Source organism: Streptomyces bambusae (genome assembly GCF_020532645.1).
In the GTDB taxonomy this organism is placed as follows: domain Bacteria; phylum Actinomycetota; class Actinomycetes; order Streptomycetales; family Streptomycetaceae; genus Streptomyces; species Streptomyces bambusae.
The window spans coordinates 49278-63172 of record NZ_JAJAUZ010000011.1; the positions used below are offsets into that span (position 1 = coordinate 49278).

Below are 13895 nucleotides of genomic sequence, written 5' to 3' on the forward strand. Positions count from 1 at the left end.
CGGTGTGCCGTCCAATGTGCCAGCGGACCGGCCCGCCCCGGTAGGGGCGGCGGGGCACGGTGACCCTCCTCACAGGGCACCGGGCAGCCGCGCGGGCACGGCGCCGGGCCCCGGCGCGACGGCCGGGGCCCGGCGGTTCGGGCACGGACGGGGTTCAGGTCTTCCTGCGGTCGGCCAGGGTCATCGCCAGGCCGAGCAGCAACGCGACCGCGCCGGTGATGACGTTGCTGACCACGCTGCGGGTGGTGTCGACGTTCCCGGTGATGACCCACGGGGACACGATGGTCCAGGCGCCGATGGCGATGCCGGCCCAGGCGAGCGAGTGCGTGCGCTCGTAGGCGGAGCCGAGACCGCCCATGAACAGGCAGTACGCGGCACCGGTGATCAGGTTGCAGACCGCCAGCGGGGTGAGGTTGCTGAACCCGGCGATCCACGGCGAGGCCGCGAGGTACAGGCCGGTGACGACGGCCAGGGTCTCGACGGCCTGGGCGCTCGGGGTCGCGGTCGCCCGCTCGAACCGGGTGCGCATCTCGGCGAGGTCGGGGTGGTGCTCGATGGTGGGGTGTAGGGACATGTCGGGCCGCCTCCTGTGAAGCATTTATCTGCCCTTTATCCCTTATGTAACGCTTCTCCGTGCCGCAGGTCAACGGCCCGCCGGAAGCGGTCCGGCGGACTGCCGGGAGCCGCTCGTCCGGCAGGCCGCCGGTGCCGGCGCTCAGATCACCCCGACCGCCGCCAGGGCCGCGATCTGGGTGGCCGAGGGGCGGGCCGGAACGTACAGGTAGCAGATGCCGCCGGAGCCGCCCACCACCTTGCCGGCCGTGTTGTGGCGCCGGGTGCGCAGCCAGACGTTCTCGAACTCGCGGCGCCGGTAGATCCGCCGTACGGCCGTGTTGGTGGGCGCGTGCGGGTCGTTGGCGACCACGTCGCCGGCGCCGGTGAAGCCGACCACGGTCATCAGGTGGCCGGCCGTGCCGTACCCGGCACCGGTCAGCTCCTCGGCCCGGAAGGACTGCGAGGTGATCACCGGGATCCCGGCCCTGATCAGGCGCTCGGCGTCGGACAGCGAGCACAGCCGGGTGACGACGGCGGCCAGGTCCGGGTAGGTGGCCGCGTAGGCCGCGTTGAAGGGCCAGTTGCCGCAGCCGCGGTACTGGTGGTCGTACGTCTGCCGGGCCGCGTGGCAGATCTGCGGGTCGCTATACGAGCGGTCCACCCAGGCCAGCGCGGCCGGGTCGGGCCGGCGGCCCCAGTACTCGATCGTCATCTGCGAGGAGCTGGGGCTGCACCAGGCCTCGCCGCCATTGTCGTACTGGGGGTACCGGCCGGTGTGGACCTCCTGCGAGTACCGCGGCACGGCCAGCTCTCGGCCCGGGCCGGGCACCGACGCGGGGACGGAGAAGCGGTCCGGCACGTCGGAGGCCATCGCCCCGGCCAGGAACACGGACGGGGTGACCGCCGCGCCCGGGGTCCGGTACAGCGTGAGCCGCAGCTGCCAGTGGGTCAGCCGCAGCCCGCTCGCCGGGGCGTCCACGGACAGGGTGTCGGTGCCGACGCTGCTGCGCCCGTCACCCTGGCCGTCGACCGAGGCGCGCCGGATGTCGGCGTCCCCGGCGGCCCAGCGCGCCATCACGTACCAGGGGCTCCGGGTGCCGTCCGGGTAGGTGGCGCGCAGTTCCACACCGAGCCAGGTGCCGCGCGGGGTGTGCGCGTTCCAGGAGGCGATCACCTCGGTGGCGGGCACCGTGGAGCGGTGCACCGGGGAGACCCAGCGGGCGTACTCCCAGGCGGCCGTCCGGCCGGTGTGCGGGTCCGTGTGGTCGGTGCGGCCGGCGGGCGCCGCGATGCGCAGCGCGGGGCGCACCCCGCCGGCGGCGGCCGTGCCCTCGTGGCTGCCGGCCCGCCAGTGGCCGTGGGAGAACCAGAAGCGGTTGTCGACGGTACGGGCCGGGGCCGCGGCGCGGGGCCCGGCGGCGGCTGCGCCGGGGCCGGGTGCGGCGGTCGCGGCGGCGACGGCGAGGGCGGCGGCCAGGACGGCCCGGCGCGGCGTGGAAGCGGTCATCGGCGGGGAACCCCCAGTCGGATCCGGACGGGTCGGGCCGGCTCGTCCGGACCCTGCGGTGCAGGGACGGTCCGGACGGGACGACCGGGGGTCCGTCCGGCCCTGATCCGCCGGGCGGACCCCCGGCCACCTTCGCAGTCCGCGGGCGCTCGCAGCCAGGCCCGCGGGTCGTGTCCCGGCTCAGTAGGCTGGCCGGGTGACACCTCTGGAGACCCTGGCCCGCGAGCTGCGCGCGCTGCCGCCGTCCTGCGGGCCGGTCCGGCTGATCGCGGTCGACGGGCACGCGGGCTCGGGCAAGAGCACGTTCGCCGGGCGGCTGGCCGGGGCGCTGGGCGGGGTGCCGGTGCTGCACCTGGACGACGTGGCCTCGCACGCGGAGCCGTTCGCCTGGACCGGCCGGTTCCGCGAGCAGCTGCTGGCGCCGCTGGCCGGCGGGCGGGCCGCGCGCTGGGAGCCGTACGACTGGACCGCGCGGCGGTTCGGGTCGGCCCGGGTGCTGGAGCCGGTGCCGCTGCTGCTGGTCGAGGGGGTGGGCAGCGGACGGCGGGCGCTGCGGCCGCACCTGGCGCGGCTGCTGTGGATGGAGACGCCCCGCGAGGAGTCCTGGGCGCGGGGGCGCCGGCGGGACGGGGGCGCGCTGGCCGGCTTCTGGGACGGATGGGAGCGCGCGGAGGCCGCGCACTTCGCGGACGATCCTTCGCGCCCCTTCGCCGATCTCCTGGTACGGCAGTGCGGTACGGGATACGAGTGGACTTCGGGGGCGGGTGCGACGGCGGAGGCGGCCAGTTCGGTGACCGAGGGTGACGGCCTGCCCCCGGTTTGAGCAACGTTCAAGCGGACCGGCCCGAGGGGGCACCGGGGCGCTTGACCGGAGCCCCGGGACGGCCTTACGTTCAGAAGGTGCGGCCCCCACCGGCCGACACGGACGCGAAGCCCCCGATTGTTCCCCCGTGATCGGGGGCTTCGTTCTATCCCGGCGCGGCCGCGTCCGGCCCGCCCTCCCCCGCCTCCCGTTCACCCTGCGTCACCTCAGCGGGCCCGGCCGGCGCTTGCCCGAGTGCTCGCCGCACCCTGCGGCGCAGCCGTAACCGCAGGTACGATGCGAGTCTGATCCGGCGGAGCGGCCTGCGTAACTCCCGTCCATGACGCGGAGGTTGGGGGATGCGATGGATTTCGGCACGCAGGGCGGCAGCCATCACGCCCCGGCCGAACTCGCCTGGCTGCGCGGGGTGGACGCCTACACGATGGGCGCCTACCCGCAGGCCGAAGAGGAGTTCAGGACCGCGGTCCGGCTCGACCCCTCGATGGCCGACGCCTGGCTGGGCCTGCACGCCCTGCGCGTGGACACCACGACCGCCCTCCTGCGCATGTACGCGCACCGCGACCGGTTCGGCGAGCAGCGCGCCCGGCAGCGCCGCACCCTGAACTCCTGGTACTGGCTGGGCTGGTGGGTGCAGCCGGTGCTGGAGAGCCGGCGGGACCTGCTGCTGGCGCACGCCTCGCACTGGCTGGACGGGCGGCACGTTCCGGAGCTGGACCAGGCCCTGGCGGGGCTGCCGCCGGTGGACGCCGACCCGCAGGTCCGCTTCCTGCACGCCTGCCGCGCGTACCTCGTCAAGGACTGGGACCAGCTGGTCCGGCACACCGAGCCGCTGGTGGACGACGCGCTGCTCGGCATCGAGTCGGGCCTGTTCGGCGGGATGGCGCGGGTCCGGCTGGAGATGTACGGGCAGGCCGAGCCGATCCTGTCGGCGGCCCTGATGCGCTGCCGCAGCGAGCAGCCGCAGCGCAAGGAGCTGCGCTACTGGCTGGCCCGGGCCCACGAGGGCACCGGCCGCAGTGCGGCCGCCCTGCCGCTGTACCGCGCGGTGCACCGGGTGGACCCGGCGTTCATGGACACCGCCGCCCGGCTGACCGCGATCGCGGAGGCCGACGGGCTCGACGGGCCGGACGGCGCCGGCTGGGACTCCGGCGGGGACTACGCGGCCGTGGCGCTGGCCGGTGGTGCCGGGCAGGACACCGCGGAGGGCTTCGCCGAGCCGGAGCCGGTGCCGCCGGCCCCCGAGCCGCCGGAGGGCCGGTTCGGGCCGCCGCCGGGCACGGCACCGCCGGGCGGGCCGGCCGGCGGCCCGGCGCCCGGGGCGGTCCGGCGCAAGGTGCCCGCGCAGACCGGGCCGACGAAGCTGCCGACCGGCCCGGCGGACCCGGCCCTGCTCGCCGACGCACTGGCCGAGCTGGAGCGGATGGTGGGGCTGGAGCCGGTCAAACGCCAGGTCAAGGCACTGTCCGCGCAGCTGCACATGGCCCGGCTGCGGGCCGTTCAGGGATTGCCGGTGCAGCCGCCGAAGCGGCACTTCGTCTTCTCCGGCCCCTCGGGCACCGGGAAGACCACCGTGGCACGGATCCTGGGCCGGGTCTTCTACGCCCTCGGGCTGCTCGGCGGCGACCACCTGGTGGAGGCCCAACGCCCCGATCTCGTCGGCGAGTTCCTCGGTCAGACCGCGGTGAAGGCGAACGAGCTGATCGACTCGGCCATCGGCGGGGTGCTGTTCGTGGACGAGGCGTACAGCCTGTCCAACTCGGGCTACAGCAAGGGCGATGCGTACGGCGACGAAGCCCTCCAGGTGCTGCTGAAGAGGGCCGAGGACAACCGGGACCAGCTGGTGGTGATCCTGGCCGGCTACCCGGCGGGCATGGACCGTCTGCTGGCCACCAACCCCGGCCTGTCGTCCCGGTTCACCACCCGGGTGGACTTCCCCAGCTACCGGCCGCTCGAACTGACCGCGATCGGCGGGGTGCTGGCCGACGCGAACGGCGACCGCTGGGACGAGGAGGCCCTCGACGAGCTGCGCAGCATCAGCGGGCACGTGGTCGACCAGGGCTGGATCGACGAACTCGGCAACGGCCGGTTCCTGCGCACCCTGTACGAGAAGAGCTGCGCCTACCGCGACCTGCGGCTGGCCGGCTACCCGGGGGTCCTCAGCCGCGACGACCTGGCGACGCTCCGGCTGGCGGACCTGATGCAGGCGTACGGGGAGGTGCTGTCCGGCCGCGGCCCGCAGGACCGCGGCCGGCCGGAGCCGCCGCCGCTGTGAGCGGCGGCGGCCCGGACCTCAGCCGGCCAGTGCGGCCGGTGCGGGCAGCGGCGGCCGGCGCCGGTGCGCGGGGTCGCGGACCTCGCCCACCAGCATCTCCAGTACGTCCTCCAGCGCGACGAGTCCGAGGACCCGGCCCGACGGGTCCGCGACCTGCGCCAGATGGGTGGCGTCGCGGCGCATCACGCTGAGCGCGTCGTCGAGCGGCAGGGTCGCGCAGAGGGTGGTCATGCGCCGCCAGACCTGCTGGGGCACCGCCCGCTCCCGGTCGTCCAGGTCCAGTACGTCCTTCACGTGCACGTATCCCATGAACGCACCCCCGTCCGAACGGACCGGGAAGCGCGAGTACCCGGTGCGGACGGTCAGCGCCTCGATCTCCCGGGGCGTGGCCGACGGGCCGACCGTGACCAGCTGGGCGCGGTCGAGCAGGACGTCGGTCACCGGGCGGCTGCCCAGTTCCAGGGCGTCCTCCAGCCGCTCCTGCTCGCCGGGCTCCAGGAGGCCGGCCTGCCGGGAGTCCTCGACCAGGCGGCCGAGCTGGGCGCTGGTGTAGACGGCCTCGACCTCGTCCTTGGGTTCGACTCCGAACATCCTGAGGACCAGGCCGGCGCAGGCGCCGAGGGCGGTGGTGACCGGCCCGCACAGCCGGGCGAAGCCGACCAGGCCCGGGCTCAGCCACAGCGCGGTCCGCTCGGGGGCCGCCATGGCGAGGTTCTTCGGCACCATCTCGCCGATGACCAGGTGCAGGAAGACCACCGCGGCCAGCGCGAACGCGTACCCGAGGGGATGGATCAGGCCCTGCGGGACGTGGACCGCGTGGAACAGCGGCTCCAGCAGCCGGGCGACGGTGGGTTCGGCCACCGCGCCGAGGGTCAGTGAGCAGATGGTGATGCCGAACTGGGCGGCGGCCATCATCCGCGGCAGGTTCTCCAGCCCGTGGAGGGTCTGGCGGGCCCGCTTGGAGGTGGCGGCCAGCGGTTCGATCTGGCTGCGGCGCACCGACACCAGGGCGAACTCGGCACCGACGAAGAACCCGTTGGCGAGGACCAGCAGCAGGGCGAAGACGAGTTGCAGCGCGTTCACCGGCCCACCGCCTGCAGCGCGGGCTCCGCGGCGGCGGGGACGGTGCGCACCAGGCGCACTCGCTCCGCGCGGTAGCGGCCGACCTGGCGGACGGACAGCTTCCAGCCGGGGAGTTCGGCACGGTCCCCGGGGGCCGGGATCCGGCCGAGCAGGTCGGCAACGAGCCCGGCGACCGTCTCGTACGGGCCTTCCGGCACGTCGAGGCCTATCCGGCGCAGGGTGTGCACCCGGCAGGAGCCGTCGGCGTCCCAGGCGGGGCTGCCGTCCTCGGCCGGCACGGTGGCCAGTTCGGGGGTCTCCTCCTCGGCCAGGTCGTGCTCGTCGCGGACCTCGCCGACGAGTTCCTCGACGATGTCCTCCAGGGTGACCACTCCCGCGGTGCCGCCGTACTCGTCGACGACCACGGCCATCGGCTGCTCCTTGCGCAGCCGCTCCAGGAGCAGCCGGCCGGGCAGGGTCTCGGGGACGAGCAGCGGGGGCACGGCGATCCGGCCGACCGTGACGGAGGTCCGCTGGGCCTCCTGCACGGCGAGGGCGTCCTTCAGGTGGACGACTCCGACGATCTCGTCGATGCGCTCGCGGTAGACCGGGAAGCGGGACAGGCCGGTGGCCCGGGTCAGGTTGAGCACGTCGGCGGCGGTCGCGGTCGACTGCAGGGCGCTGACCCGCACCCGGGGGGTCATGACGTGCTGGGCGGTGAGCCCGCCCAGCGAGAGGGTGCGGACGAACAGGTCCGCGGTGTCCTGTTCGAGGGCGCCGGCCTGGGCCGAGTGGCGGACCAGGGAGACGAGTTCACCGGGGGTGCGGGCGGAGGCCAGCTCCTCGGTGGGCTCGACGCCGAGCGCGCGGACCAGGCGGTTGGCGACCGCGTTGAGGCCGGAGATGACCGGCCGGAAGACGCGGGAGAAGGCGTTCTGCGGGCCGGCCACGAAGCGGGCGACCTGGAGCGGCCGGGAGACCGCCCAGTTCTTCGGCACGAGCTCGCCGACGACCATCTGGACGGCGGAGGCGAGCAGCATGCCGATGACGACGGAGACTCCGGACACGGCGCCCCGGGGCAGGCCGGCCGCGGTGAGCGGGCCGGCGAACAGCCCGGCCAGGGCGGGCTCGGCGAGCATGCCGACCACCAGGGAGGTGATGGTGATGCCGAGCTGGGTGCCGGAGAGCTGGAAGGACAGCTCGCGCAGGGCCTTCACGACTGTGCGGGCCCGGCGGTCGCCTTCGGCGGCGGCGCGCTCCGCATCCGGCTTCTCGACGGTGACGAGGCCGAACTCGGCGGCCACGAAGAACCCGTTGGCCAGGATCAGGGCGAAGGCCGCCACGAGCAAAAGTAGCGGGATGGTCATGCCGCCGCCTCCGGGGAGGGGGCGGCGCAGGTACTACCGGACGATCCGTCCATTGCTGGAGGGAGTCACTCCTCGAGTTGCAGGGACCCACGGGCCGCGTGCGGACGCGGCCGGTGGCGGGGCGCACGGCTGCGCCCCGCCACCAGGGTAGTCATTGAGATCGTCCCCGCAATGGGGACTCAGGCGCCGGGTGTGCCGGTGCCCCGGGTTTCGGCGAGGGCGCGCAGGGCGCGCGCGTCGCCGATGGCCTGCTGCCTGGCGACGCCGGGCTGGATGCCGAGGGCGGGCAGGCTGGTGCCGTCGTTCAGGTCGAGGAACACCCAGGGGTCGCCCGGGCGGAGGTTGACCCGCAGGATCTGCGCCCACTCCAGGCGGCGCTTGGTGGTGAGGTTGACGACGGTGACGCCGGTCTCGTCCGCGACCACCTTGGGCCGGCTGAGCAGCACCAGGACGGAGCTGAGCAGGGCAGCGGTGAAGACGAAGCTGACCCGCTCGCCGGTGCTGAGGCGTTCCAGCATGAGGGCGACGACGGTGATCGTCGCGAACATGGCGGCGCCGACGGTGAGCAGGACCACCCGGGTGCGGGTGGGCCGGAAGGTGACGGGCAGGGCGGGCGCGGCCGCCTGGTCGGCGGCCATCAGAGGCGGCAGGCGTGGATCGAGGTGGTCAGGATCGCGCGCGCGCCGAGTTCGTACAGGTCGTCCATGATGCGCTGGGCCTCCTTGGCGGGGACCATGGCGCGGACGGCGACCCAGCCCTCGTTGTGCAGGGGGGAGACCGTCGGGGACTCCAGGCCGGGGGTGAGGGCGACGGCGCGCTCCAGGTGCTCGGCGCGGATGTCGTAGTCCATCATCACGTAGCTGCGGGCCACCAGGACGCCCTGGAGGCGGCGCAGGAACTGCTGGACCTGGGGGTGGTCGGCGTCGGCGCCGTTGCGGCGGATGACCACGGCCTCGGACTTGAGGATCGGCTCTCCGATGACCTCCAGTCCGGCGTTGCGCAGGCTGGTGCCGGTCTCGACGACGTCCGCGATGATCTCGGCGACGCCGAGCTGGATCGCGGTCTCGACCGCGCCGTCGAGGTGCACGACGGAGGCGTCGATGCCCTGGTCGGCGAGGTGCTTGGCGACGATTCCCTCGTACGAGGTGGCGATCGTCATGCCGTTGAAGTCCTCGGGGCCCTTGGCGGTGCCCGGACGGGTGGCGTAGCGGAAGGTGGAGCGGCCGAAGTTCAGCGGCAGGATCTCCTCCGCGTTCGCCCCCGAGTCCAGGAGCAGGTCGCGGCCGGTGATGCCGATGTCGAGCTTGCCCGAGGCCACGTAGATCGCGATGTCCTTGGGGCGGAGGTAGAAGAACTCGACCTCGTTCTCCGGGTCGACCGTGACGAGCTCCTTGGACTCCTTGCGCTGCCGGTAGCCGGCCTCATGGAGCATCGCCGACGCAGGTCCGGAGAGTGAACCCTTGTTGGGGACGGCGATGCGCAGCATGAGGTCGGTTTCCTTTGTTCGTGTGAAGGGAGTGCTGTGCGGAGCGTGAGCGGCGGCGGGGCCTGCGGCTCAGAGGTGGGCGTAGACGTCGTCCAGGGAGATCCCACGCGCGACCATCATCACCTGGACGTGGTACAGCAGCTGCGAGATCTCCTCGGCGGCGGCGTCCTTGCTCTCGTACTCGGCGGCCATCCAGACTTCGGCGGCCTCCTCGACGACCTTCTTGCCGATGGCATGGACGCCCTTGCCGACCAGCTCGGCGGTGCGGGAGGAGGTGGGGTCGCCGTTGGCGGCCTTGAGCTGGAGCTCGGTGAACAGCTCCTCGAAACTCTTGGGGGTTTTGTTCGCCATGATGCCCATAGCCTAAGGCTTCCCCCCGGCGCCGCGGCGCCGGGGTTCACTCCTTGGACTCCTCCGCGGACTCCCTCCCGCGGCTACCGCCAGGGCTCGCTGACGGTGCGGAGCGTCATGGCGGTGGCGACGGCGGCGGTGACCGCTTCGTGGCCCTTGTCCTCGTTCGAGCCCTCAAGGCCGGCGCGGTCCAGCGCCTGCTCGTCGTTGTCGCAGGTCAGCACGCCGAAGCCGACGGGGACGCCGGTGTCGATGGAGACCTGGACGAGGCCCTGGGTGACGCCCTGGCAGACGTAGTCGAAGTGCGGGGTGCCGCCGCGGATGACCACGCCGAGGGCGACGATGGCGTCGTAGCCGCGCTCGGCGAGGACCTTGGCGACGACCGGCAGCTCGAAGCTGCCGGGAACGCGCAGCAGGGTGGGCTCGTCGATGCCGAGCTCGTGGAGGGCGCGCAGGGCTCCGTCCACGAGCCCGTCCATGACCTTCTCGTGCCACTGCGCCGCAATGACGGCGACCCGGAGGTCTCCGCAGTTCCGTACGCTCAGTTCGGGTGCGCCCTTGCCGCTCACAGCTCTCCTCGTTCCTACTGCCTGTTCGGTGCGTGTCCGGCCGTTCGTGCCGGGGTGGTGCCGGGGCCCGTCGGACGGGCCCCGGGGGGTGGTGCTGGTCGCCGGGGGTCCGGCGTCACTGGCTGCCGCAGGCCGAGACGGCCGCTGCGGCGTCCAGCCAGGGCAGGTCGTGGCCCATCCGGTCGCGCTTGGTGCGCAGGTACCGGAGATTGTGCTCGCCCGCCTCGACGGGCATGGGCTCGCGGTCGGCGACCTCGACGCCGTGCCGGACGAGGGCGTCCGACTTGGCCGGGTTGTTGGTCATCAGGCGGACGCTGTGGACGCCGAGGTCGACCAGGATCTGGGCGCCGGCGCCGTAGTCGCGGGCGTCGGCGGGCAGGCCGAGTTCGAGGTTGGCGTCGAGGGTGTCGCGGCCGCGCTCCTGGAGCTCGTACGCGCGCAGTTTGGACAGCAGTCCGATGCCGCGGCCCTCGTGGCCGCGCAGGTAGACGACGACGCCGCGGCCCTCGATCTTGATGCGCTCCATGGCGGCGTGCAGCTGGGGGCCGCAGTCGCAGCGCAGCGAGTGGAAGATGTCGCCGGTGAGGCACTCGGAGTGCATGCGCACCAGGACGTCCTCGCCGGTGCCGATCTCGCCGTGGACGAGGGCGACGTGCTCGACGCCGTCGGTGGTGGAGCGGTAGCCGTACGCGGTGAACTCGCCGAAGGAGGTCGGCAGGCTGACCTCGGCCTCGCGGCGGACGGTGGGCTCGGCGCCGCGGCGGTAGGCGATCAGGTCCTCGATGGAGATGATCGTCAGGCCGTGCTTGCGAGCGAAGGGGATCAGCTCGGGCAGCCGCAGCATGACACCGTCTTCGCCGGCGATCTCGACGATCGCGCCGGCCGGGCGCAGGCCCGCCAGGCGGGCGAGGTCGACGGCGGCCTCGGTGTGGCCGGGGCGGACCAGGACGCCGCCGGGCTTGGCGCGCAGCGGGAAGACGTGGCCGGGGCGGACGAAGTCCGAGGCGTCGGTGGTGCCGCTCGCGAGCAGCCGCAGAGTGGTGGCGCGGTCCCAGGCGGAGATGCCGGTGGTGACGCCGTGCGCGGCGGTGGCGTCCACGGAGACGGTGAAGGCCGTCTGCATGGACTCGGTGTTGTGCGCGACCATCTGCGGGAGTTCGAGGCGCTCCAGTTCGTCGCCCTCCATGGGGGCGCAGATCAGGCCGCGGCACTCGCTCATCATGAAGGCGACGATCTCGGGGGTCGCCATTTCGGCCGCGATGACGAGGTCGCCCTCGTTCTCGCGGTCGGCGTCGTCGACGACGACGACGGGGCGGCCGGCCGCGATGTCGCGGATGGCCTGCTCGACGGGGTCGAGGCGGAAGCTCTCGAAGTCGTCCGGGACGGGCGTCAGGGTGGGCTTGGGGGAGGTCATGCCGCCGCTCCTTCCAGGGCCGTGGCGGGGTGGGTGGTGCGTGAGCGCTGGTACCAGTCGTAGGCGCCCCAGAGGACGAGGGCTCCGTAGATCACGTAGACGAGGCCGGAGAAGGCGTAGCCGTTGGCGAAGGCCAGCGGGACGCCGACGGCGTCCACCAGCAGCCAGGCGAACCAGAACTCGACCATGCCCTTGGCCTGGGCGTACATGGCGACGACGGTGCCGACGAACACGTAGGCGTCGGGCCAGGGGTCCCAGGAGAGCTGCGGGTAGGCGGTGAAGAGCCCGCCGACGGCGAGGGTGCCGAGGGCGGCGGCGCCGAGGAGGGCGCCGCGCTCGCGCCAGGTGGCGAAGCGGACGGCGAGGGTGCCGTCCTGGGCCTGCTGCCGGCCGCGGGTCCACTGGAGCCAGCCCCAGGCGGCGACGAGGACGACGACGACCTGCTTGCCGGCGCTGCCGGAGAGGTGGCCGGCGGCGAAGGCGGTGAAGAGGATCGCGCCGGAGAGGAGCTGGATGGGCCAGGTCCAGATGGACCGGCGCCAGCCGAGGGCGAGGGCGATGAGACCGGCCGTGTTGCCGATCATGTCGGCCCATTTGATCTGCTGCCCGACGACGGTGAAGGCCTCGGAGTTCAGCCAGGTCACGGCGCTCATTCCGTGGCCTCCGGGGCGTGCAGCGGGTCGACGCCGGCGCCGAGCAGCCGCTCGACGTACTTGGCGAGGACGTCCACCTCCAGGTTGACCGGGTCGCCGGGCTGCTTGATGCCGAGCGTGGTCAGGGCGAGGGTGGTGGGGATGAGGCTGATGGTGAAGTGGTCGGCGGCGGCCTCGACGACGGTGAGGCTGACGCCGTCGACCGTGATCGAGCCCTTCTCGACGACGTAGCGGGACAGCTCGGCGGGCAGCGAGACCTTCACGAGCTCCCAGTGCTCGGAGGGGGTGCGGGAGACGATGCTGCCGGTGCCGTCCACGTGTCCCTGGACCAGGTGGCCGCCGAGGCGTCCGCCGAGGGCCATCGGGCGCTCCAGGTTGACCCGGGAGCCGACGGTGAGGGCGCCGAGGCTGGAGCGCTTGAGGGTCTCGGCCATGACGTCGGCGGTGAACTCGCCGTCGGCCGTCTCCACCACGGTGAGGCAGACGCCGTTGACGGCGATCGAGTCGCCGTGCTTGGCGTCGTCGGTGACGACGGGGCCGCGGAGGCGGAAGCGGGAGGCGTCGTCGAGCTGCTCGACGGCGGTGACCTCGCCCAGTTCTTCGACGATTCCGGTGAACACTCAGTGCTCCTTGGGGGCGGTGGTGGGGACGGCTGTGATGCGGAGATCGGGGCCGATGCGCACGGTCTCGGTGATGTCGAGGCGCAGGGCGTCGGCGATGGTGGTGATCCCGGCGTCGGCGAGGGCGGCGCGGCCCGCGCCGAGCAGGACCGGGGCGAGGTAGCCGACGACCTTGTCGACTGCTCCCGCGGCGACGAAGGCGCCGGCCAGGGTGGGGCCGCCTTCGAGGAGGACGGAGCGGACGCCCCGCGCGTGCAGCACGTGCAGCAGGGCGGTCACGGAGAGGCCGGGACCGTCGTACGGCAGCCGGGCGACGTCGAGGCCTTCGGTGCCGGCGAGGTGCCGGACGTCGGCGTCCTCGGCGACGGCGAGCAGGGTGGGTGCGGCGGAGTCGAGGACGCGGGCGTCGCGGCGGATCCCGGCGTGCGTGTCGACGACGACCCGCAGCGGCTGGACGGCGCCCTCGACGCCGCGGACCGCGAGGTGCGGGTCGTCGGCGCGCAGGGTGCCGGAGCCGACGACGACGGCGTCGGCCTCGGCGCGCAGCCGGTGGACGTCGGCGCGGGACTCGGCCGAGCTGATCCAGCGGCTGGTGGTGTCGGCGGCGGCGATCCGGCCGTCGAGGGTGGCGGCGTACTTCCACAGGACGTACGGGCGGCCCAGGCGGACGGCGGTCAGCCAGGCGGCGTTGCCCTCGGCGGCTTCGGCTTCCAGGAGTCCGCCGGAGGTCTCGACGCCGGCCGCACGCAGGGTGGCGGAACCGCCGCTGGCCTGCGGGTTCGGGTCGGAGACCGCGTAGTGGACGCGGCTGATGCCGGCGTCGATGAGGGCCTGCGCGCAGGGGCCGGTGCGGCCGGTGTGGTTGCAGGGTTCGAGGGTGACGTAGGCGGTGCCGCCGCGGGCGGCGTCGCCGGCCGCGCGCAGGGCGTGGACCTCGGCGTGCGGGCCGCCGGCCTGCCGGTGGAAGCCTTCACCCACGACGGTGCCGGCGGCGTCGGTGATGACGCAGCCCACGACGGGGTTGGGGCTCGTGGAGCCGAGGCCGCGGGCGGCGAGCGCGATGGCTCGTCGCATGGCGTCTGCGTCGGCGTGGTTGCCCACCGGGTCCTCCTGCCTCATCGGGCACGGACTCCGGGGCCTGTCGGGATACGACAGATGAAGCGGGAAAGCACACCGGGACGCCAAGGCCGAGGACCCGCCCCACCTGCGAAAACAT

General features: G+C 73.7%; 14 protein-coding genes. 2 read left to right on the forward strand and 12 right to left on the reverse strand.

Annotation, left to right across the window (positions count from 1 at the left end):
• Positions 1-154 precede the first annotated feature (154 nt).
• Positions 155-574 (reverse strand): SPW repeat protein, encoded by a 420-nt coding sequence (locus LG634_RS10505; protein WP_226733429.1) that lies wholly within the window; start codon positions 572-574, stop codon positions 155-157.
• A 141-nt stretch (positions 575-715) separates the two neighbouring features.
• Positions 716-2062 carry a C39 family peptidase gene (locus LG634_RS10510; RefSeq protein WP_226733430.1) on the reverse strand — a complete coding sequence of 449 codons (1347 nt, stop codon included), beginning with the start codon at positions 2060-2062 and terminating at the stop codon, positions 716-718.
• A 205-nt stretch (positions 2063-2267) separates the two neighbouring features.
• Here LG634_RS10510 and LG634_RS10515 point away from each other — a divergent pair, with 205 nt between their 5' ends.
• Both LG634_RS10515 and LG634_RS10520 read left to right on the forward strand, forming a co-directional pair.
• Positions 2268-2885 (forward strand): uridine kinase family protein, encoded by a 618-nt coding sequence (locus tag LG634_RS10515; protein WP_226733532.1) that lies wholly within the window; start codon positions 2268-2270, stop codon positions 2883-2885.
• 343 nt (positions 2886-3228) lie between these two features.
• Positions 3229-5157, forward strand: a complete 1929-nt coding sequence (locus LG634_RS10520) for an AAA family ATPase (protein WP_226733431.1) — start codon at positions 3229-3231, stop codon at positions 5155-5157.
• A gap of 18 nt (positions 5158-5175) precedes the next feature.
• Here the strand turns inward: LG634_RS10520 and LG634_RS10525 are convergent, their stop codons facing one another.
• The 10 genes from LG634_RS10525 to ribD all read right to left on the reverse strand — a co-directional run bounded on the left by LG634_RS10525 (position 5176) and on the right by ribD (position 13798).
• Positions 5176-6240: a hemolysin family protein gene (locus tag LG634_RS10525; protein WP_226733432.1), complete on the reverse strand. Its 1065-nt coding sequence runs from the start codon at positions 6238-6240 to the stop codon at positions 5176-5178.
• Positions 6237-7586, reverse strand: coding sequence for a hemolysin family protein (locus tag LG634_RS10530; protein WP_226733433.1), 1350 nt, complete (start codon positions 7584-7586; stop codon positions 6237-6239). The genes LG634_RS10525 and LG634_RS10530 overlap by 4 nt, the downstream gene beginning before the upstream one ends.
• A gap of 179 nt (positions 7587-7765) precedes the next feature.
• Positions 7766-8224, reverse strand: a complete 459-nt coding sequence (locus tag LG634_RS10535; protein ID WP_226733434.1) for a PH domain-containing protein — start codon at positions 8222-8224, stop codon at positions 7766-7768.
• The gene (gene hisG, locus LG634_RS10540; RefSeq protein WP_226733435.1) at positions 8224-9072 is read right to left on the reverse strand and encodes an ATP phosphoribosyltransferase; all 849 of its coding nucleotides are present in this window, start codon (positions 9070-9072) and stop codon (positions 8224-8226) included. The genes LG634_RS10535 and hisG overlap by 1 nt, the downstream gene beginning before the upstream one ends.
• Before the next feature lie 69 nt (positions 9073-9141).
• Positions 9142-9423 (reverse strand): phosphoribosyl-ATP diphosphatase, encoded by a 282-nt coding sequence (locus LG634_RS10545; protein ID WP_226733436.1) that lies wholly within the window; start codon positions 9421-9423, stop codon positions 9142-9144.
• A gap of 83 nt (positions 9424-9506) precedes the next feature.
• Entirely contained in the window at positions 9507-9992 is a 486-nt protein-coding gene (gene ribH, locus LG634_RS10550) for a 6,7-dimethyl-8-ribityllumazine synthase (RefSeq protein ID WP_226733437.1), read from the reverse strand.
• A 115-nt stretch (positions 9993-10107) separates the two neighbouring features.
• A complete protein-coding gene (locus LG634_RS10555; protein WP_226733438.1) occupies positions 10108-11406 on the reverse strand; it encodes a bifunctional 3,4-dihydroxy-2-butanone-4-phosphate synthase/GTP cyclohydrolase II in 1299 nt (432 codons plus the stop codon).
• Positions 11403-12059: a nicotinamide mononucleotide transporter family protein gene (locus LG634_RS10560; RefSeq protein WP_226733439.1), complete on the reverse strand. Its 657-nt coding sequence runs from the start codon at positions 12057-12059 to the stop codon at positions 11403-11405. Before LG634_RS10560 ends, LG634_RS10555 begins: the two co-directional genes overlap by 4 nt.
• Positions 12056-12679 carry a riboflavin synthase gene (locus LG634_RS10565; RefSeq protein WP_226733440.1) on the reverse strand — a complete coding sequence of 208 codons (624 nt, stop codon included), beginning with the start codon at positions 12677-12679 and terminating at the stop codon, positions 12056-12058. Before LG634_RS10565 ends, LG634_RS10560 begins: the two co-directional genes overlap by 4 nt.
• Entirely contained in the window at positions 12680-13798 is a 1119-nt protein-coding gene (gene ribD, locus LG634_RS10570; RefSeq protein ID WP_226733441.1) for a bifunctional diaminohydroxyphosphoribosylaminopyrimidine deaminase/5-amino-6-(5-phosphoribosylamino)uracil reductase RibD, read from the reverse strand.
• Between the last annotated feature and the right edge of the window lie 97 nt (positions 13799-13895).

Coding starts and splice junctions, on each gene's coding strand:
- LG634_RS10505 (WP_226733429.1), bottom strand. CDS start 574: ATGTCCCTACACCCCACCATCGAGCACCACCCCGACCTCGCCGAGATG.
- LG634_RS10510 (WP_226733430.1), bottom strand. CDS start 2,062: ATGACCGCTTCCACGCCGCGCCGGGCCGTCCTGGCCGCCGCCCTCGCC.
- LG634_RS10520 (WP_226733431.1), top strand. CDS start 3,229: ATGGATTTCGGCACGCAGGGCGGCAGCCATCACGCCCCGGCCGAACTC.
- LG634_RS10530 (WP_226733433.1), bottom strand. CDS start 7,586: ATGACCATCCCGCTACTTTTGCTCGTGGCGGCCTTCGCCCTGATCCTG.
- LG634_RS10535 (WP_226733434.1), bottom strand. CDS start 8,224: ATGGCCGCCGACCAGGCGGCCGCGCCCGCCCTGCCCGTCACCTTCCGG.
- hisG (WP_226733435.1), bottom strand. CDS start 9,072: ATGCTGCGCATCGCCGTCCCCAACAAGGGTTCACTCTCCGGACCTGCG.
- LG634_RS10545 (WP_226733436.1), bottom strand. CDS start 9,423: ATGGCGAACAAAACCCCCAAGAGTTTCGAGGAGCTGTTCACCGAGCTC.
- LG634_RS10555 (WP_226733438.1), bottom strand. CDS start 11,406: ATGACCTCCCCCAAGCCCACCCTGACGCCCGTCCCGGACGACTTCGAG.
- LG634_RS10560 (WP_226733439.1), bottom strand. CDS start 12,059: ATGAGCGCCGTGACCTGGCTGAACTCCGAGGCCTTCACCGTCGTCGGG.
- ribD (WP_226733441.1), bottom strand. CDS start 13,798: ATGAGGCAGGAGGACCCGGTGGGCAACCACGCCGACGCAGACGCCATG.